Below are 23,205 nucleotides of genomic sequence, written 5' to 3'. Positions count from 1 at the left end.
GCAGTACAGCGGTGGAAATGTTGTACGCGCTGCTGCCCGGGCGCTGGTCGAGCGCCCAGGTGAAGCGGTCCCAGGCATGGTGTCGGACCGCCGTTCGCCGCGCCTGGTGGGCGCCGAACCAGCTGACCGCCGCACCGACGATCGATGCGACCGCCGCGAGAGCGGCTGCGATGACTGCTGTCTCCATGCGATGATCCTGCGGCCCGGAAGGCGAGGCGAGGACGGCGGTGCGCCGACCTGTGGATGCCGCGCCGCGCCTCCAGGCTGTGGAGGAACACGGGCGCTGCGGCTGTCGCGCAGGGCCGGGGAGCAGACTGGTCCGGTGCCCACTCCGCCCCGCCTGAGCGACCTCGGTCAGCAGGACGTCGAGGTCGGGAGCCTGCGGTCCCGCGGCCGTCGCTTCGCCGAGCTGCTCGCGATCGCCCGCCGTCACCGGCTGCTGCCGTTCCGTCGACTCGACTTCACCCGTGACCCCGCGACCGCGGACCTGCGACGTGACCAGGCCGAGCACCTGCGCCGAGCGCTCGAGGAGGCCGGCGGCGGGTTCGTGAAGATGGGGCAGCTGCTGTCGACCCGGGACGACCTGCTCCCCGAGGAGTGGACCGAGGGGCTCGTGCACCTGCAGGGGAGCGTGACGCCCGCCGCCCCCGACGAGGTCGCCGCGCTGCTCCTGGAGGAGCTCGGCGCGCCGGTCGACGAGGTGTTCGCGACGTTCGACCCGGAGCCGGTCGCCGCGGCCTCGATCGCGCAGGTCCACCGCGCGACGCTGGCCGACGGGACCACCGTGGCCGTCAAGGTGCAGCGCCCCGGCATCGACGCGGCGGTGCGGCGGGACGTCGACATCGCGATGCGGGTCGTGCGGTTCCTCGCCCGGACCAGCGCCGAGGCGCGGCAGGTCGGCATCGTCGACGTCGCGCAGCAGTACGCCGACGACCTGGTCCGCCAGGTGGACTTCGCCTCCGAGATGCGGAACCTCGCGGCGCTGCGTGCGGCGCAGGCCCGGAGCGCGCGGCCGGATGCGGTGGCGTTCCCCGAGCCGTACCGGGAGCTCTCCACGCGACGGGTGATGGTGATGGAGTTCCTCGAGGGCGAGACCCTCAGCGCGCTCCGCGCCGTCCGGTCCGACCGCGACCTGGACGCGCCGATGCGCGCCGTCCTCGACGCGTTCCTGCGACAGGTCGTGTTCGACGGGATCTACCACGCCGACCTGCACCCCGGGAACGTCGTGCTCCTGCCGGACGGTCGGCCGGCGCTCATCGACTTCGGGTCGGTCGGGCGGCTCGACCCGGGGCTGCGGGAGACCGTCCAGGAACTCCTCGCCGGGTACATCCAGGACGACACGGCACGGATCGCCGACGGGGTGCTCCGGATGGCGCCCGTGCGGGACCCCGAGGACGAAGCCGACTTCCGCCGGGACATCGCCGCGTTCGTCGCCGACGAGCTCGGGCCGGGTGCCCGCATCGGCGTGGAGACGGTGGACGACGCCGTGGCCGTCTTCGGGCGGTACCGGCTCAAGCCGCCGCCGGACTTCGTGGCCGCCGCCCGGGCACTCGCCATCTTCGAGGGGACGCTCCGGACCCTGGCGCCGTCGTTCGACCTGCTCGAGGAGTCCCGGGACCTGGCCCGTCGCCAGATCCGCGACCAGCTCCGGCCGAAGGCGGTGCGGGACCTGGCGCTGCGCGAACTCGTCGGCGTGGCGTCGACGCTCCGGAAGCTCCCGCGCCGGATCGACCGGATCGGCGAGGCCGTCGAGAAGGGCGACCTGGCGGTCCGGATCCGGCTGTTCTCGGACCGGCGCGACCGGGAGGTCGTCGCCGGCCTGGTCCGTCGGGTGCTGCTCGTGCTCCTCGGGGCAGGCGCCGGCGTGCTCGCGATCGTGTACCTGGCGACGCCCGTGCGGTCGGACGCCGTGCTGTCGACCGCGAGCGCCGGGGGACTGCTCGGCGGGACGGCGGTGGTGCTGCTGGTGTGGGCGGCCGTCGACGCGTGGATCGCACGGCGGAGACGGTGACGCCGTGCCGTGCCGCGGGCGTCCTGCGGCGGCAGGGACGCTGACGCCTGCGGCGACGCTGACGCCGTGCGTCGGCGGTCCTGCGGCGCGGGCGTCCTGCCCTGCGGGCGTCCCGCCCCCGTCCGCTAGACTCGTCCGGGCGTCGGCTCGGGTCACCCCGGCCGACACCGGGACCGGACGCACGTCCGGGAGACCTTCACAACACCATCGAACGGAAGACCCATGGCGAGTACCACTGACATCAAGAACGGCGCCGTTCTCATCATCGACGGGCAGCTCTGGTCGGTCGTCGAGTTCCAGCACGTCAAGCCGGGCAAGGGCGGCGCATTCGTCCGCACCAAGCTCAAGAACGTCGTCTCGGGCAAGGTCGTCGACCGCACGTTCAACGCCGGCGCGAAGATCGACACCGCGACCGTCGACCGTCGCGACTACCAGTACCTGTACCAGGACGGCGAGTCCTACGTGTTCATGGACACCGACACCTACGACCAGGTCCACGTCTCGGAGACCGTCGTCGGCGACGCCAAGAACTTCCTGCTCGAGTCCGCCATGGTCACCATCGCGATGAACGAGGGCAACCCGCTCTACATCGAGCTCCCGACCTCCATCGTCACCGAGGTCGAGACCGAGCCCGGCCTGCAGGGCGACCGCTCGTCCGGTGGCACGAAGGACGCGACGATCATCGCGACCGGCCACCGCATCCAGGTCCCGCTGTACCTCGAGAGCGGCACCACCGTGAAGATCGACACGCGCGACGGCAGCTTCCTCGGCCGCGTCAACAACTAGGCGACGCTGTATGAGTGCTCGTTCGAAGGCCCGCAAGCGCGCCCTCGACATGCTGTACGTGGCCGAGGTGCGTGAGCTCCCGATCACCGACGTCCTGGCGACGGAGACCGTGCGGCACCTCGACCAGCCCGAGCGTGCCTCGAGCTGGGACTACGCACGACAGATCGTGACCGGTGTCGACGACGACCGGTCCGCGATCGACAAGGTGATCATCGAGCACGCGCAGGGCTGGTCGATCGCCCGGATGCCCGTGCTCGACCGCTGCATCCTCCGGATGGGCGTGTGGGAGATCCGGTACAACCCGGAGGTGCCCGACGCGGTGGCCATCGCCGAGGCGGTCGAACTCGCGCAGTCGCTGTCGACGGACGACTCGGCGAGCTTCGTGAACGGCGTCCTCGGCGCCGTCGCGGGCGGCCGGGGAGCAGCCGGTCGGAACGGCGACCACGGCACCACGCAGCACGAGGAACCGTCCGATCGGACGGTCGCAGGGGACCAGGAGTCCCGGTAGGGTTGTCCACGTCAGCGTCCTTTAAGTCCGTCCGGTGAGGCGGGGAAGGAGGTCGGCGTGGGAACCAGAACGGTCCTGCAGCAGTCCGACATCACGCGTGCTCTGACACGCATCGCACACGAGATCCTCGAGGCCAACCACGGTGCCTCGGACCTGGTGTTGCTCGGCATCCCGACACGGGGTGCCGTCCTGGCCGAGCGGCTCGACCGCGTCCTGGCCGACATCGAGCCCGAGTGGGCCCACGACCGCGACCAGCGGGTCGGGACCCTCGACGTCACGATGCACCGTGACGACCTCGGGCACGGCATCGGTCGCGCCCCGCACCGCACGACGATCCCGACGAGCGGCATCGACGGCAAGGTCGTCGTGCTCGTCGACGACGTGCTGTACTCCGGCCGGACCGTCCGGGCGGCGCTCGACGCGCTGCAGGGCATCGGCCGCCCGCGCGCGGTCCGCCTCGCGGTGCTCGTCGACCGCGGGCACCGGGAGCTGCCGATCCGGGCCGACCACGTGGGCAAGAACCTGCCCACCGCGTCGGACGAGCGGGTCACGCTGCGGCTGACCGAGACCGACGGCACGGACGAGGTCGTCATCGTGCAGCCCGGCACGCCCGGGCAGCCGAGCGCGACCGAGCAGCCCGTGCAGCCCGGCACCGCCGAGCAGCAGGGGGGCGCAGCGTGAAGCACCTCCTCTCCACCGCCGACCTGTCCCGCGCCGAGGCCGTCCACGTCCTCGACGTCGCCGAGGAGATGGCCGAGGTGAACACCCGCGAGGTCCGGAAGCTCCCGGCCCTCCGCGGCAAGACGGTCGTGAACCTCTTCTTCGAGGACTCCACCCGCACCCGCATCTCGTTCGAGGCCGCCGCCAAGCGCCTCTCGGCCGACGTCATCAACTTCGCCGCCAAGGGCTCGAGCGTCTCGAAGGGCGAGTCCCTCAAGGACACCGTGCAGACCCTCGGCGCGATGGGCATCGACGGGATCGTGATGCGCCACCACGCCTCCGGCGCACCGCGCGTGCTCGCCGAGGCCGACTGGATCGACGTGCCCGTGGTGAACGCCGGCGACGGCACCCACGAGCACCCGACGCAGGCGCTCCTCGACGCCTTCACGATGCGGCGCCGCCTGCACGGTGGTGCGAGCCGCGGGAAGGGCCTCGACGGCGTCCGGGTGACGATCGTCGGCGACGTCCTGCACAGCCGGGTCGCGCGGAGCAACGCCTGGCTCCTCCGCACCCTCGGGGCCGAGGTCACCTTCGCCGCCCCGCCGACGCTGCTGCCCGCGGTGGACCGCCCGTTCGGCGCGGCGGTGCACCACGACCTCGACGCGGCCCTCGCCGAGGACCCGGACGTCGTGATGCTGCTCCGCATCCAGCAGGAGCGCATGAACGACGCGTTCTTCCCGAACCCCCGCGAGTACACGCGGCACTTCGGCCTGACCGCGGCCCGCGCTGCGGCGCTGTCCGAGCGCACGCTGATCATGCACCCGGGGCCGATGAACCGCGGGCTCGAGATCGCCGGCGTCGCCGCCGACGACCCCCGCTCGACGGTGGTCGAGCAGGTCGCGAACGGCGTCTCGGTCCGGATGGCCGTCCTGTACCTCGCCCTGACGGGCGAGCACGAACCGAAGGAGTCCGTCGCATGACCGCCCACCTCATCCGCGGCGCGCAGCTGGTCGACGGCTCGCGTGCCGACATACGCCTGGAGGCGCGGCGCATCACCGCCGTCGGGTCCGGTCTCGACGTGGCCGGTGCCACGGTCGTCGACGCCGACGGGCTGATCGCCCTGCCCGGTCTGGTGGACCTCCACACCCACCTGCGCGAACCCGGTTTCGAGGAGTCCGAGACGGTGCTCACCGGGTCCCGCGCCGCGGCCGCAGGCGGCTTCACGGCCGTGAACGCGATGGCGAACTCGTCGCCGGTCGCCGACACCGCGGGCGTCGTCGAACAGGTGCAGGCACTCGGTGACGACGCCGGCTACGTCACGGTCCGCCCGATCGGTGCGGTCTCGCAGGGGCTGCAGGGCACCCACCTGTCCGAGATCGGCGCGATGGCGACGTCGCGGGCGAAGGTCCGGGTGTTCTCGGACGACGGTTCCTGCGTCGCCGACCCGCTGCTCATGCGCCGGGCGCTCGAGTACATCAAGGGCTTCGGCGGGGTGCTCGCGCAGCACGCCCAGGAGCCGCGACTGACCATCGGCGCGCAGATGAACGAGGGCCGGCTGTCGTCGGAGCTCGGGCTCGCCGGGTGGCCCGCCGTGGCCGAGGAGGCGATCATCGCCCGCGACGTGCTGCTCGCCGACCACGTCGGTGCCCGGCTGCACGTGTGCCACGTGTCGACCGCCGGCAGCGTCGAGGTCGTCCGGTGGGCGAAGTCCCGCGGGATCGACGTCACCGCCGAGGTCACGCCGCACCACCTCGTGCTCACCGAGGACCTCGTCGCCGGGGTCGACGGTGCGCCCGGGTACGACGCCCGGTACAAGGTGAACCCGCCCCTGCGCTCCCGCGAGGACGTCGACGCGCTGCGGGCTGCCCTGGCCGACGGCACCATCGACATCGTCGCCACCGACCACGCGCCGCACACGGCGGAGGCGAAGTGCTGCGAGTGGCCGGCCGCCGCGAACGGCATGGTCGGGCTCGAGTCGGCACTGAGCGTCGTGCACGCCGCCGTGGTCGAGAGCGGGCAGCTCGACTGGGCGGACGTCGCCCGGGTGCTCTCCGAGGCGCCGGCGCGGATCGGGCAGGTCCAGGGGCACGGCCAGGGCATCGTGGCGGGCGCACCCGCCGAGCTGACGCTGTACGACCCCGCCGCGGTGCGCGAGTTCTCGGTCGACGACCTCGCGGGGCAGTCGCAGAACTCGCCCTACCTCGGCATGCGCCTGCCCGGCCGCGTCGTCGCGACCTTCCACCAGGGCTACCCGACGCTGCTCGACGGCCGGCTCGTCGACACCGACACCGTCGCGGCCGCCGCGGCGACCGCGACGGCGGCGCTCCGGTGAGCGGCGACGGGCTGCGCTGGCTGACCGGCGGGGTGGTGCTGCTGCTGGTGGCGCTGCTGTTCGTCGCGATGGCGCGCACCTGGCGGACCCGCACCCGCGCGCAGACGGCGGCCGTGCCTCCCGTCCCGGTCCCGGCCGGGCTGGGACCGGCGGCCGGGTCCTGGGACGGCTTCACCGTCGCGACGACCGGTGCCGACCAGCCGCTCGAGCGGATCACGGCGGGCGGACTCGGCTTCCGGGGCCGCGGCGGCGTGACCGTGCACGACACCGGTGTGGTGCTGCACCACGCCGGGGTGGCCGACCGCTGGATCGCGGCCGGCGACGTCCGCGGTGCCGACCGCGCGACCACGGCCATCGACCGCGTGGTCGAGCCGGGGGGACTGGTCCGTCTGCGATGGACGGCGACCGGCACCGCAGGTGCGACGGACCTCGACACCTACTTCCGGTTCCCGCAGGGAGACCAGGCCGCACTGGCCGCCCTGCAGGGACTGACGACGACGAACGACCACCCGCAGAGCGCGGGCGAAGGGACGAACTGATGACACGCGAACGGGCTGTACTGGTCCTCGAGGACGGCACACGGTACGACGGTTGGGCGTACGGCGCACGAGGCCGATCCCTCGGCGAGGTCGTCTTCGCGACCGGCATGACCGGGTACCAGGAGACGCTCACCGACCCCTCCTACGCCGGGCAGATCGTGGTGCAGACCGCGCCGCACATCGGCAACACGGGCGTCAACGACGAGGACCCCGAGTCCCGTCGCATCTGGGTCGCCGGGTACGTGGTGCGCGACCCCAGCCGCGTGGTGTCGAACCACCGTGCGAACGCGACGCTCGACGACCACCTGGTGCGCGACGGCATCGTCGGCATCTCGGGGATCGACACCCGCGCGCTGACCCGCCGGATCCGCGACGCGGGCGCCATGAAGGGCGGCGTGTTCAGCGGTGCGGACGCAGCGCTCGACCCGGACGCGCAGCTCGACGCGGTCCGGTCGCAGGCGACGATGGCCGGGGCGAGCTTCTCGTCGATCGTGTCGACGCCGGAGACGTACGTCGTCCCCGCCGTCGGCGAGCAGATCGGCCGGCTCGCGGTGCTCGACCTCGGCGTCAAGGCGTCGACCACGCGGTACCTGGCGGAGCGCGGCTTCGAGGTGCACGTGGTGCCGCAGGACATCACCGCCGCCGAGCTCTCGGCGCTCGACCCGGACGCGCTCTTCTACTCGAACGGCCCGGGCGACCCCGCGGCGAGCGACGCGCAGGTCGCGCTGCTGCAGGAGTCGCTGCGGACCGGGCGACCGTTCTTCGGCATCTGTTTCGGCAACCAGCTCCTCGGCCGCGCGCTCGGCTTCGGCACGTACAAGCTGCCGTTCGGCCACCGCGGGATCAACCAGCCGGTGCTCGACACGGCCACCGGCAAGGTCGAGATCACGAGCCAGAACCACGGCTTCGCGGTCGACGCGCCCCTCGGCGAGGTGCTCGAGTCGCCGGCCGGGTTCGGCCGCGTCGAGGTCTCGCACTACTCCCTGAACGACCAGGTCGTCGAGGGCCTCCGCGCGCTCGACGTGCCGGCGTTCAGCGTGCAGTACCACCCGGAGGCGGCGGCCGGTCCGCACGACTCCATGTACCTGTTCGACCGGTTCGCCGAGATGGTCCGCGCACGACGTGCCGGCGAGCCGCTCGACGCGGCGACCGCCACCGCGACCACCCCCGCAGCCGACGTCACGAAGGAAGCCAACTGATGCCGAAGCGCGCAGACATCGAGTCCGTCCTCGTCATCGGCTCCGGTCCGATCGTCATCGGGCAGGCCGCCGAGTTCGACTACTCCGGCACCCAGGCGTGCCGCGTCCTCCGTGCCGAGGGCGTCCGCGTGATCCTCGTCAACCCGAACCCGGCGACGATCATGACCGACCCGGACTTCGCCGACGCGACGTACATCGAGCCGATCACGAGCGCCTCGCTCGAGGAGATCATCCGGATCGAGCGTCCGGACGCCGTCCTGCCGACGCTCGGCGGCCAGACGGCCCTGAACGCCGCGATCAAGCTCGACGCCGAGGGGATCCTCGCGAAGTACGACGTCGAGCTCATCGGCGCGAAGGTCGACGCGATCCAGCGTGGTGAGGACCGGCAGCTCTTCAAGGAGCTCGTGCTGGAGTCCGGCGCCGACGTCGCCCGGAGCCACATCGCGCACACGCTGGACGAGGCGAAGGAGTTCGCGAAGGACCTCGGCTACCCGCTCGTCGTGCGCCCGTCCTTCACGATGGGTGGTCTCGGCTCCGGCTTCGCGTACAACGAGGAGGAGCTCATCCGCTTCGTGGGCGACGGCCTGCAGTCGAGCCCGACCACCGAGGTGCTCCTGGAGGAGTCGATCCTCGGCTGGAAGGAGTACGAGCTCGAGCTCATGCGCGACAACTTCGACAACACCGTCGTGATCTGCTCGATCGAGAACGTCGACCCGGTGGGTGTCCACACGGGTGACTCGATCACGGTCGCCCCCGCGCTGACGCTGACCGACCGCGAGTACCAGAACATGCGGAACATCGGCATCGACATCATCCGCCGCGTGGGCGTCGACACGGGTGGCTGCAACATCCAGTTCGCGGTCGACCCGTCGAACGGCCGGCTCATCGTCATCGAGATGAACCCGCGCGTGTCCCGCTCGTCGGCCCTGGCGTCGAAGGCGACCGGGTTCCCGATCGCCAAGATCGCCGCGAAGCTCGCGATCGGCTACCGCCTGGACGAGATCGAGAACGACATCACCCGCGTCACCCCGGCGAGCTTCGAGCCGACGCTCGACTACGTCGTCGTGAAGACCCCGCGGTTCGCGTTCGAGAAGTTCCCGGCCGCCGACGCGACGCTCACGACGACGATGAAGAGCGTGGGCGAGGCGATGGCCATCGGCCGGAACTACGCCACGGCGCTGCAGAAGTCGCTCCGCTCGCTCGAGAAGCGCGGCTCGTCGTTCCACTGGGACACCCCGGCGGCGGAGCTCGACAAGGACGCCCTGCTCGAGAAGGCCCGGATCCCGACCGACGGCCGCATCGTGACGGTGCAGCAGGCCCTGGTCGCCGGTGCCACCGCGGACGAGGTCTTCGAGGCCACGAAGATCGACCCGTGGTTCATCGACCAGATCGTGCTCATCAACGAGGTCGCGGCCGAGGTCGCGGCAGCGGGGACGCTCGACGCCGACACCGTGCGCTGGGCCAAGGAACACGGCTTCAGCGACGCGCAGATCGCGAGCCTGCGCGGCATCTCCGAGCAGGAGGCACGCGACGCCCGGCACGCGTTGGGCATCCGCCCGGTCTTCAAGACCGTCGACACCTGTGCCGGCGAGTTCCCGGCCCTCACGCCGTACCACTACTCGTCGTACGACACCGAGACCGAGGTCGCCGCGAGCGACCGGAAGAAGGTCGTCATCCTCGGGTCCGGCCCGAACCGCATCGGCCAGGGCGTCGAGTTCGACTACTCGTGCGTGCACGCGTCCTTCGCGCTGAGCGACGCCGGGTTCGAGACGATCATGATCAACTGCAACCCCGAGACGGTGAGCACCGACTACGACACCTCGGACCGCCTCTACTTCGAGCCGCTGACCACCGAGGACGTCCTCGAGGTCATCGCCGCCGAGGCGGCGTCCGGCGAGCTCGTGGGCGTGGTCGTGCAGCTCGGGGGCCAGACCGCCCTCGGGCTCGCGAAGCCGCTCGAGGCCGCTGGCATCCCGATCCTCGGCACGACGCCGACCGCGATCGACTCCGCCGAGGAGCGCGGCCAGTTCTCGCGCATCCTCGAGGAGGCCGGGCTGCTGGCGCCGCGCAACGGCACGGCGCACGACCTCGCGAGCGCGACCGCCGTGGCGGAGGAGATCGGCTACCCGGTGCTCGTCCGGCCGTCGTTCGTGCTCGGCGGCCGCGGCATGGAGATCGTCTACGACCCGACCGCCCTCGCCGACTACTTCGACCGGATGGCCGACCAGGCGATCATCGGGCCGGACCTGCCCCTGCTGGTGGACCGGTTCCTCGACGACGCCGTGGAGATCGACGTCGACGCGCTGTTCGACGGGGAGCGCCTGTACATCGGCGGCATCATGGAGCACATCGAGGAGGCCGGCATCCACTCCGGTGACTCGGCGTGCACCCTGCCCCCGGTCGGCCTCGGCAAGGCGGAGATCCGCGGCGTGGTCGCGGCGACCGAGAAGATCGCCCGCGGCATCGGCGTGCAGGGCCTGCTCAACGTGCAGTTCGCCATCGGCGCGGGTGTGCTCTACGTCCTCGAGGCGAACCCGCGTGCCAGCCGCACGGTCCCGTTCGTGTCGAAGGCGCTGGGGATCCCGCTCGCCAAGGCCGCTGCGCGGATCATGACGGGCACGACCATCGACGCGCTCGTCGCCGAGGGCATGTTGCCCGAGCGCGACGGTTCCTCGGTGCCGCCGCAGGCCCCGGTCGCCGTCAAGGAGGCCGTGCTGCCCTTCCGCCGGTTCCGCACCCACGACGGCCAGGTCGTCGACTCGGTGCTCAGCCCGGAGATGCGCTCCACGGGCGAGGTCATGGGCATCGACCGCGACTTCCCGCGCGCGTTCCTCAAGTCGCAGGACGCCGCGTACGGCGGGCTGCCGACGAGCGGCACCGTGTTCGTGAGCGTCGCGGACACCGACAAGCGCCAGGTCGTCCTGCCCGTGCACCGGCTGCAGCAACTCGGCTTCACGATCACCGCGACCGAGGGGACCGCCGAGGTCCTGCGCCGCAACGGCATCGAGGTCACGCTCGTCGGCAAGTACAGCGAGGGCGGCGAGAGCGTCGTCGACCTGCTCGCCCGCGACGCCGTCGACATCGTGATCAACACCCCGTCCGGCGCGGCCGGTCGTGCCGACGGCTACGAGATCCGCGCGGCGACCGTGGCCGCGGACAAGCCGCTCTTCACGACGATCGCGCAGCTCGGCGCGGCGGTCGCCGCGATCGAGACGATCGGCACCCCGCTCAGCGCGCGCAGCCTGCAGGACTACGCGCTCGAGCGCGCGAGCTGGTGACGGTGACCGACGTGGTCACCGACCGGCCGGGAGGCGCGACCCCCTTCGGCGTGCGGCTCGCCGCCGCCGTGGGGGAGCGTTCCCCCCTGTGCGTCGGCATCGACCCCCACGCCGCCACCCTGGCGGCGTGGGGGCTCGGCCGCGACGAGGCCGGCCTGACGGCCTTCGGCGCGACCCTGGTCGACGCGGCCGCCGGCCGCGCGGCGATCGTCAAGCCGCAGGTCGCCTTCTTCGAGGCGGCCGGGGTGGCGGGCTACCGTGCGCTCGACGCGACCCTGCGTCGGGCACGCGATGCGGGCCTCCTGGTCGTCGCCGACGTCAAGCGGGGCGACATCGGCTCGACGGGTGACGACTACGCGCTCGCGTGGCTCGACCGCGACGGGCCGTTCCGGGCGGACGCGATGACCGTGTCGCCCTACCTCGGCTACGGATCGCTGGCCGGCACCGTCGACGTCGCGCGCCGGAACGGCGCCGGGGTCTTCGTGCTCGCCGCGACGAGCAACCCGGAGGCGCGCCTGCTCCAGACCGCGGTCGTCGCGGAGGGCCCGCGTGCCGGACGGAGCGTGGCGGCCGGTATCGTCTTGGACGTGGCAGACGACAACCGGACCGGCGGCGACCAGCCGCTCGGGGACGTCGGGCTCGTGCTCGGCGCCACCCTCGACCTCGACGACTTCGGCATCGACGCGCAGGCCATCGGCTCCGCGCCGGTGCTCGCCCCGGGCTTCGGAGCCCAGGGCGCCCGCATCGAGGACCTCCGGTCGCTGTACGGCGCGCGTGCCGAGCAGGTCCTGGTGAGCGAGTCGCGCGGGCTGCTCGTCGACGGACCGGACGGTGTCGCGGCGCTCGTGCGCGACCGTGCGGACCGCATCCGCACAGCCCTGGCGGTCGCCGCGTGACCGACGACCGCGACGCCCTGCCCGCGCACCGCAACCCGCCCGAGGTCGACCGCGTCGCCGCCGCCCGCGCAGCCGTCGCCGCGCGACGCGCCCGGGCCGCGGTGAAGGCCCAGGTCGCCTCGGGGGAGCGCAGCCCCCTCGAGGTGGCGCGGGCCGCCTGGTCGGACGCCGACCTGCCCGCCGAGAAGTCCCTGCGGGTGCGCGACCTGCTGACGAGCATCTCCGGCATCGGTCCCGCGCGCGCCGAGGCCGTGATGGGCGAGCTCCGCATCGCGCCGTCGAAGCGCCTCGGCGGACTCGGGTCCCGGCAGCGGACGGCCCTCGCCGACTGGCTCGCCGCACGTGGCCGCAAGCGCGGGGCGTCGAAGCTCGTCGTGCTCGCCGGACCGACCGCCGTCGGCAAGGGCACGGTGAGCGCGTACATCCGCGAGCAGTACCCGGACGTGAACCTCAGCGTCTCGGCGACGACCCGCAAGCCGCGTCCCGGCGAGGTCGACGGCGTGCACTACTACTTCGTGGACGACGCCGAGTTCGACCGGATGATCCGCGACCGCGAGCTGCTCGAGTGGGCGGTCGTGCACAACTCCTACCGCTACGGCACACCCCGTCCGCCGATCGACCGTGCGCTCGACGCCGGCGACAAGGTGATGCTCGAGATCGACCTGCAGGGCGCCCGGCAGGTGCGCGACGCCATGCCCGAGGCCGTGCTCGTGTTCCTGCTCCCGCCGACGTGGGACGAGCTCGTCCGTCGACTGATCGGCCGCGGCACCGAGTCCGCCGAGGAACAGGCGCGACGGCTCGAGACCGCGAAGGTCGAACTGGCCGCCCAGGACGAGTTCGACGTGCGGATCGTGAACTCCGATGTCGGCACCGCGGCACGCGAGGTCGTAGACTTGTTCTCTGCGCCCTGACACGGGCGTCCCCGCGCCCGCCGGCCAGCTCCGGCAGCGCGTCCCGCGAGTCCGGCCCCGGTCGGCGTCGCGCCCCACGCATCCGCTGCCGACAGGAGACACCATGGCCAACCCCCAGGGCATCATCGACCCGCCCATCGACGACCTGCTCGCCAAGGTGGAGTCGAAGTACGCGCTCGTCATCTTCGCCTCGAAGCGCGCACGCCAGATCAACGACTACTACGCCGACCTGCACGAGGGTTCGCTCTTCGACAACGTCGGCCCGCTCGTCGACTCGACGATCGACGACAAGCCGCTGTCCGTCGCTCTCCACGAGATCAACGAGGACAAGCTGACCGTCACCAAGCAGCAGCAGCCCTCCGACTGATCGCGGTGACGAGCACCAACCTGCGCCTCTTCACGTCCGAGTCGGTGACGGAGGGGCACCCCGACAAGATCTGCGACCAGATCTCGGACACGATCCTCGACGCCCTGCTCACGGTCGACCCGCACGCGCGCGTCGCCGTCGAGACGATGGTGACGACGGGTCTGGTGCACGTCGCCGGCGAGGTCACCACCTCGGGCTACGTCGAGATCCCGAAGCTCGTGCGTGACGTCATCACGGGCATCGGGTACAACTCGTCCGAGGTCTCCTTCGACGGCCGCACCTGCGGCGTCGAGGTGTCGATCGGGGCGCAGTCCCCGGACATCGCGCAGGGGGTCGACGAGTCGCTCGACTCGCGCTCCGGTGCTGGCGTCGACCCGCTCGACCGCCAGGGTGCCGGCGACCAGGGCATCATGTTCGGCTTCGCGACGAACGAGACGCCCGAGTACATGCCCGTCGCGATCTGGCTGGCGCACCGTCTGGCCGAGCGTCTGGCCGAGGTCCGCAAGACCGGGCAGCTCGACTTCCTGCGTCCGGACGGCAAGACCCAGGTCACCGTCGGGTACGACGGCGTCGTGCCGAAGACGGTCGAGACCGTCGTGCTCTCGACGCAGCACTCGCCGGCCGTCACGCTGGCCGAGCTCACCGCGCAGATCACCGAGCACGTCATCCGTCCGGTGCTCGACCTGGTCGACCTCGACTCGTCGCACGTCGACGTCATCGTGAACCCGACCGGCCGCTTCGAGATCGGCGGTCCGCAGGGCGACGCCGGGCTCACCGGGCGCAAGGTCATCGTCGACACGTACGGCGGCGCGTCCCGCCACGGCGGTGGCGCGTTCAGCGGCAAGGACCCGTCGAAGGTCGACCGTTCGGCCGCGTACGCGCTCCGTTGGGTCGCGAAGAACGCGGTCGCAGCGGGCCTGGCCGACCGCCTCGAGGTCCAGGTCGCCTACGCCATCGGCCGTGCGAAGCCGGTCGGGCTGTACGTCGAGTCCTTCGGCACCGGCCACGTCGACGACGCCACGATCGAGGCCGCGATCCTCGAGGTCTTCGACCTCCGTCCGGCCGCGATCATCCGCGACCTCGACCTGCTCAAGCCGCGGTACGCGCAGACCGCCGCGTACGGGCACTTCGGCCGCGAGCTGCCCGGGTTCACCTGGGAGCAGCTCGACCGTGTCGACGCCCTCCGCGCTGCAGCAGGGCTCGTCGCCGCAGCCGTCTAGGCACCGCGTGCGTCCGTCCCGCCGACGTCCGGGCACCGTGTGACCACCGTCGCGCGCGTCGTCCTCGACTCGCCGCTCCCGCAGTTGGACCGTCTGTTCGACTACCGGGTGCCGGCCGAGCTCGAGGACGACTGCGTGCCCGGGGTCCGCGTGAAGGTGCCGCTGCGCACCGGTGCCCGGATGTCGGACGCCTACGTCGTCGAACTCGTTTCCGAGGGGGACTGGCCGGGCGAGTTGAGTCCGATCGAGCAGGTGCTCTCGCCGGTCCCGGTGCTCGCGCCCGAGATCTGGACGCTCGCCCGTGCCGTCGCCGACCGTGCGGCGGGGGTGGCGTCCGACGTGCTCCGGCTCGCGGTCCCGCCCCGGCAGGTCCGTGCCGAGAAGGCCTGGCTCGCCCGGGACACGTCGTGGTCGCCGCCGCCGGTCGTCGCCCCGCCGGTCACCGGCTACGCCGAGGGCGTCCTGGAGGCGCTGGTCGCCGAGCGCGGTCGGGCTGCGGTGGCCGCGGTGCCGCACCCGGTGGCGCTCCGCCCGGTCCGGGGTGGTCCGTCGGCGGCGGCCGCGCCGTCCTCGACTCCAGATGTCGGGTCTGCAACGGCGGGCGCCCCGCCCTCGGCGCACGCCGAGCCGTCTGCGACGCACCCCGAGGCGTCTGCGACGGCGGACGCGCCGTCCGCGGCGGCGGACGTGCCGGCCGTGACGGCACCGGCGCCGGCCTCGACCCCGGGCGGGTCGTCACCGCTCGGCGCGGGCCTCGACGACGTGTGGGTGCCCGGCTGGGCCGCCACCGTCGCCCAGGCCGCCGCGCACGCGCTGGCCGCCGAGCGGTCCGCGGTCGTCGCGGTCCCCGACTTCCGCGACGTGCAGGACCTCGAGCGGGCGCTGCTCGCCGTGCTGCCGCCGGAACGCGTCGTGCGGTTCGACGCGAAGCAGACGAACGGGCAGCGTGCGAAGGCACTGCTGCAGGCCCGGACGCACGCGGTGGTCGCGATCGGCAACCGCACCGCCGTCTACGCGCCGGCGACGGAGCTCGGACTCGTCGTGCTGTGGGACGACGGCGACGCCTCGTTCGTCGAGCCGCGCGCGCCGTACGTGCACACGCGCGACGTCGCCCTCATCCGGGCCGCACAGTCGGGCGCCGGTCTGCTGTTCGTCTCGCACGCGCGGAGCACCGACGTGCAACGCCTCGTCGAGCTGCACTGGCTCGACGAGGTGACGCCGTACCGCGTGCGGACGCCGAAGGTCATCCCGACCGTGCAGCAGTCGGCGGCCGAGGGCCACGCCGCGCAGGCCCGCATCCCGAGCACCGCATGGCGCGCTGCCCGTGAGGCCAGTCGTGAGGGACCGGTGCTCGTGCAGGTCGCGAGCCCCGGGTTCGGCACCGGACTCGTCTGCGCGCAGTGCGGGGAGCGTGCGCACTGCCGCGTGTGCGGCGGCCCGCTCGGGCAGCCCCACCGCGGCGCCACACCGCAGTGCCGGTTCTGCGGCGCCCTCGCGGTCGGGTTCCGCTGCCCGACCTGCGGCAACGGGACCGTCAAGGCCGTCGGACAGGGGGCGCAGCGCACGGCCGACGAGCTCGGTCGGGCGTTCCCCGGCACGCGCATCGTCGTCGCGGACGGTTCACGCCCGCTCGACGAGGTCCCCGCCCGCCCGTCCGTCGTGGTGGCGACGCGCGGCGCCGAGCCGAACGTGCCCGGGGGCTACGCCTGCGTACTGCTGCTCGACGGTGAGCGCATGCTCGCCCGCGAGGGCCTGCGCGTGCAGGAGGACGTGCTGCGCTTCTGGACCGGCGCCGCCGCGAAGGGGGCACCGGGCGCTGAGGTGTACCTCGTCGGCATCGGGGGACGGCTCGCGACCGCGATGGCGCTCTGGCGGCTCGACGGCCCCGCGCACGACGAACTCGTCGACCGCCGGGCGTTGCACTTCCCGCCGGCGGTCCGCGTGGCGACGCTGACGGGCACGGACGAAGCGGTGACCGCCGCGGTGGAGGCACTCGGTGACGCCACGGCCGGCCCCGTGCTCGGCCCGGTCCCGGCGCCGGACGACCCGGTCCCGGGGACGGTCCGGGCGATCGTGCGCTTCCCGTACGCGCACGGCGCCGAGGTCGCGGCGACCCTCAAGGCCGAGGTCATCCGGCGGTCGTCGACCCGCCGCGTGCTGCCGGGCGGCAACCGGCGCCGCGCCGCCCCGACGCTCCGGGTGCGGATGGACGACGTCGAACCCTTCAGCGAGGTCTGACCCCCGTCCCTGCCCGGGCATCCCCGAACGCCCCGGAACGCACGGTCGGCGGTTGCTCGCAGCGAGATGTCGCTACGAGCAACCGCCGACGTGGCGTGGCGCGGGTGCCGCTCGGGGGCGGACCGGCCGGACCGACCGAGGTCGACCGAGCCGGATGGGCGTCAGGCGCTGACCGGGGTGCGACGGCCGCGCGGGAAGATGATCCCGAGCGCGACCATGCCGACGGCGAGCACGAGGTGCAACCAGTTGTCGGCGTTGTTGAGCGGCACGAAGTTCGCTCCGGTGCTGTGGCCGGCGGTGAACAGGCCGTAGATCCAGAGGACGAAGTAGACGATGCCGCCGATGACGAGGTACATGCGGGAGCCGCTGGCGCGGTTGGCCGCGAGCAGGCCGACGACGCCGAACAGCAGGTGGACGACGTTGTGCAGCACCGAGACCTGGAAGATCCCGAGCAGCATCGCCATCGAGCCGTGGCCGGCACCGGCGAGGTCGCCGGAGGTCAGGCCGGGGACGAACCCGGCGATCCCGACGAGCAGGAAGACGATGCCGACGACGAGCGCGACCTTCTGGACGGACGAGCCCGCGTAGCGGTTGGTGGACGTGGTGACGTCAGACATGGTGGTGCTCCTTCGATCGCTGTGGTGCAGACGCTACGCAGGATCTTCACGGGCCGTTCTCAGTCCGACGCGTTCGCGCGTGCCGTGGACAGATCGGTCTGCTGTGGAGGGCGTCACGGGCTGTGGAGGAGTGCTGGCGGCGGCCCGGCCCGTGGGACCATGGATGCCATGCGTCTCGTCGTCGCCGGCAGCCCCGCTGCGGCCGTCCCCACCCTCCGCCGCCTCGCGGCGTCCGACCACGAGATCGCCGCCGTGCTCACCCGCCCGCCGACGCCGCAGGGCCGCAAGCGCGTCCTCACGCCGACCCCGGTCGCCCAGGCCGCCGAGGAGCTCGGGCTCCCGGTGATCGAGGCCGTCCGTGTCGACGACGAGGTGACCGCCCGGATCGCCGACCTCGGGGTCGACCTCGGGGTCATCGTCGCGTACGGGGCACTGCTCCGGCGTCCCGCGCTCGACACGCCCCGTCACGGGTGGGTCAACCTGCACTTCTCCGACCTGCCCGCCTACCGGGGCGCCGCTCCCGTGCAGCGTGCGGTCATGGCCGGCGACACCCGCACCGCCGCCACCGTCTTCCAGCTCGTGGAGGCCCTCGACGCCGGGCCGGTCTTCGCGAGCGACCCGTTCACGATCGACGCCGAGGCCACGGCGGGCGAAGTCCTCGCGGCGATGGCCGAGCGCGGCGCCGACACCGTGCTGCGGGTCGTCGACGCGATCGCCGACGGGACCGCCGTCGCGCACGAGCAGGTCGGCACCCCGACCACCGCCCCGAAGACCACGATCGAGGACGGCCTGGTCCGCTTCGCCGCGCCCGCCGCCGTCGTGCACGCCCACCTGCGCGGCGTCACGCCCGAGCCCGGTGCGTACGCCCACCTCGGCGAGACGCGGGTCAAGCTGCTCCGCAGCGCCCGCCTGTCGCCAGGCTCGTCCGAGCCCGTCCCGTCGCTCGCCCCCGGCGCGCTCGCCCTCCACGGCGGTCGGCTGCTCGTCGGGACCGCCGACGACCCGCTCGTGCTCACCGAGGTCCAACCCGCCGGCAAGAAGGCCATGGACGGTGCCGCCTGGGCCCGCGGGCTCGGCGACCTCACCTCGGCGGTGCTGTCGTGAGCGCCGCACCACGCCGTCCGCAGGGCGGGCGCCCGGCGGGTCCGCGCACCACGAGTGCGCGGCGGGTCGCGTTCGACGTGCTCCGCGCCGTGCAGGTCGACGACGCGTACGCCAACCTGCTGCTACCGAGCCGCATCCGGCGTGCCGGCCTGTCCGCCCGCGACGCGGGGTTCGCGACCGAGCTCACCTACGGCTCGATCCGCATGCTCGGTCGCTACGACGCGATCATCGGCGTCGCGTCCGGACGCCGTGTCGAGAACGTCGAAGCCGACGTGCTCGACGTGCTGCGGCTCGGTGTGCACCAGCTCCTCGGCATGCGCACGCCCGTGCACGCGGCGGTCTCGGCGACCGTCGAGCTCGCACGCGAGGTCGGCGCGCGCCGGGCCACGGGCTTCGTGAACGCCGTGCTGCGCAAGGTCGCCGCCCGCACCGACGACGAGTGGGACGCCTCGATCACCGAGGGCCGGGCGGGCGACGCCCTGCTCGCGACCCGCTGGTCACACCCAGCGTGGGTGGTCGCGGCCCTGCGGGACGCCCTGGCGGCGGAACGGTCCCGCGACGAGCTCGCGGCGCTGCTCGCGGCCGACAACGTCGCGCCGCGGGTCCAGCTCGTGGCGCTGCCCGGACTCGCGACCGACGAGGACGTGCGCACCGCGGTCCGCCCACCCGCGTCGGCACCGGAGGACGACGTGACCGACGCCGTCGACCGCGACCAGTCGTCCGACGGAACGGGGGACCCGTCCGTGACCGCGTCGGGGCCGCGAGCCGCCGACGGTACGGACGCCGCGCCTCCCGTCCCGGACGTGGTGGTCGAGGCGGACCGCAGCCCGGTCTCACCCGTCGGCATCCGTGGCGTCTCCGGCGACCCCGCCCGGGTGCCGGGCGTCGCCGCCGGACGCCTGCGCGTGCAGGACGAGGGTTCGCAGCTCGCGGCCCTCGCGCTGAGCCGGTCCTCGGCGGTGCGGCCGGGCGAACGCTGGCTCGACATGTGCGCCGGGCCCGGCGGCAAGGCGGCGCTCCTCGCCGCCGAGGCCCGCGTCGGCGGCGCGACCCTGGTCGCGAACGAACTCGTGCCGGCCCGCGCCGGGCTGGTCCGGAAGGCGCTGTCCACGGTCGCCGACGAATCCGTGGTGACCGTCCGCCAGGGCGACGCACGACGGTTCGGCGCACCGGGGGACGAGCGCTTCGACCGCATCCTGCTCGACGCGCCGTGCACCGGACTCGGTGCCCTGCGACGGCGGCCCGAGGCACGGTGGCGCAAGCAGCCCGAGGACGTCCCCGAGCTGGCGGCCCTGCAGACCGAGCTGCTCGACGCCGCGGTCCGGGCCCTCGCACCCGGCGGCACGCTCGCGTACGTCACGTGCTCGCCGCACCTCGCCGAGACGCGCGGGCAGGTCGACGCGCTGATGTCCCGGCACGGCGACGTGCTCGAACAGCTCGACACCGCGGGCATCGTCCGTGCGGTGGCCGCCCGTGACCCGCAGGTCGCCGACGGTCGGACGGTGCAGCTCTGGCCGCACCGGACCGGCACGGACGCCATGTTCGTCGCGCTGTTCCGCCGGACCGCCTGACGCAGCACGCCCGACCCGTTGCAGTGTCGGAGGGCGTCTGATATGTTGGTCGGACAAGACCGGTTCCGCCTGCTCAGCAGGTCCAGGGCCGGTCCTCTTCGTTGTCGGGGGCGTCCCGTCATCGGGGACGGCCCGCTGTCAGGGCCGCTGATCGCAGGGAAGGTCGGTTCCGTCGCACGGTGTCGACGGGGTGCGGATCGAGTGGGGGTCGATGTCCGAGGTCGAGCGTTACTGCTCTCAGGAGGAACAGGTCGTCCTGCTCCGCGGCCGCGGGTTGCACATCGACGACGAGGGCATCGCCGTCGACCGACTCCGGCAGATCGGCTACTACCGGCTGAGCGGGTACTGGTACCCCTTCCGTGTCCTCCAGGGCGACCGCCGCACCGACTCCTTCGTCCCCGGCTCGACCCTCGACGACGTCCTCGCGTTGCACTCGTTCGACGAACGCCTCCGAACCGCCGTGCTCGGCGCGCTCGGAGCGGTCGAACTCGTCGTCCGTGCTCGACTCGGCGACGCGCTCGGGCGGGTCGACCCGTGCGCCCACCTCCGGCCCGACCTGCTCGGTCCGCTCGCGCGTGACGGACGCGACCACGACGAGTGGCTCCGGCGGCACCACGCCGAGGTCGCCCGTTCGCGCGACGAGTTCGTCGAGCACCATCGCGCGTCGTACGGGGGACGGCTGCCGGTCTGGGCCGCGGTCGAGGTCATGGACTGGGGAGCGCTGACGAGACTGTTCAGCTTCGCGTCGCCGCCGGTGCAGCGGTCCGTCGCGAGCACGTTCGACCTCCGGCCGCCGCAGATGGTGTCCTGGCTCCGAGCGCTCAACGTCCTGCGCAACGTGTGCGCCCACCACGGTCGCGTGTTCAACCGCGTCTACGCGAAGCAGCCTCGGCTGCCCCGGCCAGGCGGACCTCGCCGCTCTGGGCGTCACGCGACGCTGCACAGCCGCGTCGGTAGGCTTGTCCGGTGACCATCCGCATCGCGCCGAGCATCCTGTCCGCCGACTTCGCGAACCTCGAGCGGGAACTGCACCGCATCGAGAGCGCCGACCTGGTGCACGTCGACGTGATGGACAACCACTTCGTGCCGAACCTCACCCTCGGCCTGCCGATCGTGCAGCGGTTGCAGGAGGTCTCCCCGGTGCCGCTCGACGTGCACCTGATGATCACCGACGCCGACACGCAGGCGCCGAAGTACGCCGAGACCGGTGCGTCGAGCGTCACGTTCCACTTCGAGGCGGCGGCCGACCCCGTGGCGACCGCGGCGGCGATCCGCTCGAACGGCGCCCGCGCGGCGGTGGCGATCAAGCCCGGGACGCCCGTGACCGACGTGCTGCGGCACCTCGACGCCTACGACATGGTCCTGCTCATGACGGTCGAGCCGGGCTTCGGCGGCCAGTCGTTCATGCCGTCCGTGATGCCGAAGCTCGCCGACGCCCGCGCAGCGGTCGACGCCTCGGGGCTCGACGTGTGGCTCGAGGTCGACGGCGGGATCGCGGTCGACACGGTGCCCGAGGCGGTCCGCAGCGGTGCCGACACGCTCGTCGCGGGGTCCGCCGTCTACGGCGGGGAACCGTCGCAGCGCATCGCCGACCTGCGGGCGGCAGCCGCGGCGGCACGCGCGTGACCGCCGACGCGACCGGCGCGTCGGACCCGGCCCGCGCCTCCCGGCCGACCGGAGCGGCCGACGGTGCGGACGACGGTGCGGACGTCGGCGTGACCGCCGGTGTCCCGGTGGGTGGGTCCGCCGGGGCGGCCGGGGACGGTAGCCTGTCCTCCGTGAAGACGTTCGACGACCTGTTCGCGGAGCTGACCGAGAAGGCGCGGACGCGCCCCGAGGGCTCCGGCACCGTCGCCGAACTGGACGCAGGCGTGCACCAGATCGGCAAGAAGATCGTGGAGGAAGCCGCCGAGGTCTGGATGGCGGCCGAGTACGAGGGCGACGAGCGCACCTCCGAGGAGATCTCGCAGTTGGTCTACCACCTGCAGGTCCTCATGGTCGCGAAGGGCCTGACCCCGGCGGACGTCTGGCGACATCTGTAGGCAGGCGTGTCGCGCACCGAGCGCCACCGCCCCCGCAGCCGTCCCGACCTCCAGCAGAAAGCAGACCCTGATGCTCCGCATCGCCGTGCCCAACAAGGGCTCGCTGTCCGAGACCGCCTCCGAGATGCTCAAGGAGGCCGGGTACGCCGGTCGCCGCGACCCGAAGGCGCTGCACCTGCTCGACGAGCGCAACGGCGTCGAGTTCTTCTTCCTCCGTCCGCGGGACATCGCGACGTACGTCGGGTCGGGGGCGCTCGACGTCGGCATCACCGGTCGCGACCTGCTGCTGGACTCCGGCTCGGCGGCGCACGAGGTCGACGCGCTCGGGTTCGCCGACTCGACGTTCCGCTTCGCGGGCACGCCCGGCCGCTTCACCGAGCTGCAGGACCTCGACGGCGTGCGGGTCGCGACCAGCTACCCCGGCCTGGTCGGGGAGTTCCTCGCCCAGCACGGCGTCTCCGCGACCCTCGTCAAGCTCGACGGCGCCGTCGAGAGTGCGGTGCGCCTCGGTGTCGCCGACGCGGTCGCCGACGTCGTCTCGACCGGCAGCACCCTCCGCGCCGCCGGCCTGGAGATCTTCGGCCCGGTCATCCTCGAGTCGACCGCGCTGCTCATCTCGACCGACGAGTCGATCCCGGGCATCGACGTCCTGCGCCGTCGGCTGCAGGGCGTGCTCGTCGCCCGCGGCTACGTGATGCTCGACTACGACATCCCCACCGGCCTGCTCGAACAGGCCACCGCGGTCGCCTCGGGCATCGAGTCGCCGACCGTGTCGCCGCTGCACGACCGCGACTGGTCGGCGGTGCGGGTGATGATCCCGCGCGAGGACGCGAACCTCATCATGGACGCGCTCTACGACCTCGGCGCACGCGCCATCCTCGTCAGCCCGATCCACGCCGCACGCCTGTGACCGACGCAGCGGAGCC

General features: G+C 73.0%; 21 protein-coding genes. 20 read left to right on the top strand and 1 reads right to left on the bottom strand.

The annotated features are described in order from the left end of the window. Positions 1-322 precede the first annotated feature (322 nt). The 14 genes from BEP24_RS18095 (at position 323) to BEP24_RS17780 (ending at position 16,945) form a co-directional block, all read left to right on the top strand. Entirely contained in the window at positions 323-2,011 is a 1,689-nt protein-coding gene (locus BEP24_RS18095) for an AarF/UbiB family protein (protein ID WP_065959174.1), read from the top strand. Between the two features lie 222 nt (positions 2,012-2,233). Next, positions 2,234-2,797: an elongation factor P gene (efp, locus tag BEP24_RS00620; RefSeq protein ID WP_065959173.1), complete on the top strand. Its 564-nt coding sequence runs from the start codon at positions 2,234-2,236 to the stop codon at positions 2,795-2,797. Positions 2,798-2,807: 10 nt separating this feature from the next. Beyond that, on the top strand, positions 2,808-3,305 hold the full coding sequence (gene nusB / locus BEP24_RS00615; RefSeq protein ID WP_253181517.1) for a transcription antitermination factor NusB: 498 nt from the start codon (positions 2,808-2,810) through the stop codon (positions 3,303-3,305). A gap of 57 nt (positions 3,306-3,362) precedes the next feature. Further along, positions 3,363-3,986: a bifunctional pyr operon transcriptional regulator/uracil phosphoribosyltransferase PyrR gene (gene pyrR, locus BEP24_RS00610; protein WP_065959171.1), complete on the top strand. Its 624-nt coding sequence runs from the start codon at positions 3,363-3,365 to the stop codon at positions 3,984-3,986. Continuing rightward, a complete protein-coding gene (locus BEP24_RS00605; protein WP_065959169.1) occupies positions 3,983-4,945 on the top strand; it encodes an aspartate carbamoyltransferase catalytic subunit in 963 nt (320 codons plus the stop codon). Before pyrR ends, BEP24_RS00605 begins: the two co-directional genes overlap by 4 nt. After that, positions 4,942-6,297: a dihydroorotase gene (locus tag BEP24_RS00600; protein WP_065959167.1), complete on the top strand. Its 1,356-nt coding sequence runs from the start codon at positions 4,942-4,944 to the stop codon at positions 6,295-6,297. Before BEP24_RS00605 ends, BEP24_RS00600 begins: the two co-directional genes overlap by 4 nt. After that, positions 6,294-6,836 (top strand): hypothetical protein, encoded by a 543-nt coding sequence (locus BEP24_RS00595; RefSeq protein ID WP_083229947.1) that lies wholly within the window; start codon positions 6,294-6,296, stop codon positions 6,834-6,836. Before BEP24_RS00600 ends, BEP24_RS00595 begins: the two co-directional genes overlap by 4 nt. After that, positions 6,836-8,035 carry a glutamine-hydrolyzing carbamoyl-phosphate synthase small subunit gene (gene carA, locus BEP24_RS00590; RefSeq protein ID WP_065959166.1) on the top strand — a complete coding sequence of 400 codons (1,200 nt, stop codon included), beginning with the start codon at positions 6,836-6,838 and terminating at the stop codon, positions 8,033-8,035. The genes BEP24_RS00595 and carA overlap by 1 nt, the downstream gene beginning before the upstream one ends. Continuing rightward, complete coding sequence (gene carB / locus BEP24_RS00585) at positions 8,035-11,313, top strand: carbamoyl-phosphate synthase large subunit (RefSeq protein ID WP_065959159.1); 3,279 nt, start codon at positions 8,035-8,037, stop codon at positions 11,311-11,313. The genes carA and carB overlap by 1 nt, the downstream gene beginning before the upstream one ends. Then, positions 11,310-12,209 (top strand): orotidine-5'-phosphate decarboxylase, encoded by a 900-nt coding sequence (gene pyrF, locus BEP24_RS00580; protein ID WP_083229946.1) that lies wholly within the window; start codon positions 11,310-11,312, stop codon positions 12,207-12,209. The genes carB and pyrF overlap by 4 nt, the downstream gene beginning before the upstream one ends. Beyond that, a complete protein-coding gene (gene gmk / locus BEP24_RS00575; RefSeq protein ID WP_253181516.1) occupies positions 12,206-13,120 on the top strand; it encodes a guanylate kinase in 915 nt (304 codons plus the stop codon). The genes pyrF and gmk overlap by 4 nt, the downstream gene beginning before the upstream one ends. Positions 13,121-13,223: 103 nt before the next feature. Beyond that, positions 13,224-13,487: a DNA-directed RNA polymerase subunit omega gene (rpoZ, locus tag BEP24_RS00570; RefSeq protein WP_065959155.1), complete on the top strand. Its 264-nt coding sequence runs from the start codon at positions 13,224-13,226 to the stop codon at positions 13,485-13,487. Between the two features lie 5 nt (positions 13,488-13,492). Continuing rightward, entirely contained in the window at positions 13,493-14,707 is a 1,215-nt protein-coding gene (gene metK, locus BEP24_RS00565) for a methionine adenosyltransferase (protein WP_065959153.1), read from the top strand. Positions 14,708-14,746: 39 nt separating this feature from the next. Next, positions 14,747-16,945, top strand: coding sequence for a hypothetical protein (locus tag BEP24_RS17780; protein WP_065959150.1), 2,199 nt, complete (start codon positions 14,747-14,749; stop codon positions 16,943-16,945). Positions 16,946-17,106: 161 nt separating this feature from the next. On the opposite strand, the gene BEP24_RS00555 is transcribed toward BEP24_RS17780, so the two are convergent. Next, a complete protein-coding gene (locus tag BEP24_RS00555) occupies positions 17,107-17,562 on the bottom strand; it encodes a DUF4383 domain-containing protein (protein ID WP_065959146.1) in 456 nt (151 codons plus the stop codon). Positions 17,563-17,730: 168 nt separating this feature from the next. On the opposite strand from BEP24_RS00555, the gene BEP24_RS00550 reads away from it, so the two are divergent. From BEP24_RS00550 to hisG, 6 genes are all read left to right on the top strand, one after another. Then, positions 17,731-18,666: a methionyl-tRNA formyltransferase gene (locus BEP24_RS00550; RefSeq protein WP_065959145.1), complete on the top strand. Its 936-nt coding sequence runs from the start codon at positions 17,731-17,733 to the stop codon at positions 18,664-18,666. Further along, positions 18,663-20,237: a transcription antitermination factor NusB gene (locus BEP24_RS00545; RefSeq protein ID WP_083229945.1), complete on the top strand. Its 1,575-nt coding sequence runs from the start codon at positions 18,663-18,665 to the stop codon at positions 20,235-20,237. The genes BEP24_RS00550 and BEP24_RS00545 overlap by 4 nt, the downstream gene beginning before the upstream one ends. Positions 20,238-20,427: 190 nt before the next feature. Next, complete coding sequence (locus tag BEP24_RS00540) at positions 20,428-21,207, top strand: Abi family protein (RefSeq protein ID WP_065959143.1); 780 nt, start codon at positions 20,428-20,430, stop codon at positions 21,205-21,207. Then, positions 21,204-21,863, top strand: a complete 660-nt coding sequence (gene rpe / locus BEP24_RS00535) for a ribulose-phosphate 3-epimerase (RefSeq protein ID WP_065959142.1) — start codon at positions 21,204-21,206, stop codon at positions 21,861-21,863. Before BEP24_RS00540 ends, rpe begins: the two co-directional genes overlap by 4 nt. 152 nt (positions 21,864-22,015) lie before the next feature. Then, the gene (locus BEP24_RS00530) at positions 22,016-22,279 is read left to right on the top strand and encodes a phosphoribosyl-ATP diphosphatase (RefSeq protein ID WP_058742152.1); all 264 of its coding nucleotides are present in this window, start codon (positions 22,016-22,018) and stop codon (positions 22,277-22,279) included. Positions 22,280-22,349: 70 nt separating this feature from the next. Then, entirely contained in the window at positions 22,350-23,189 is an 840-nt protein-coding gene (hisG, locus tag BEP24_RS00525; RefSeq protein WP_065959140.1) for an ATP phosphoribosyltransferase, read from the top strand. Positions 23,190-23,205: the final 16 nt, after the last annotated feature.

Origin of the sequence: Curtobacterium sp. UCD-KPL2560 (assembly GCF_001705035.1) — a bacterium.
Classification (GTDB): Bacteria; Actinomycetota; Actinomycetes; order Actinomycetales; family Microbacteriaceae; genus Curtobacterium.
This window is presented reverse-complemented; position numbering and strand designations above follow the sequence as displayed.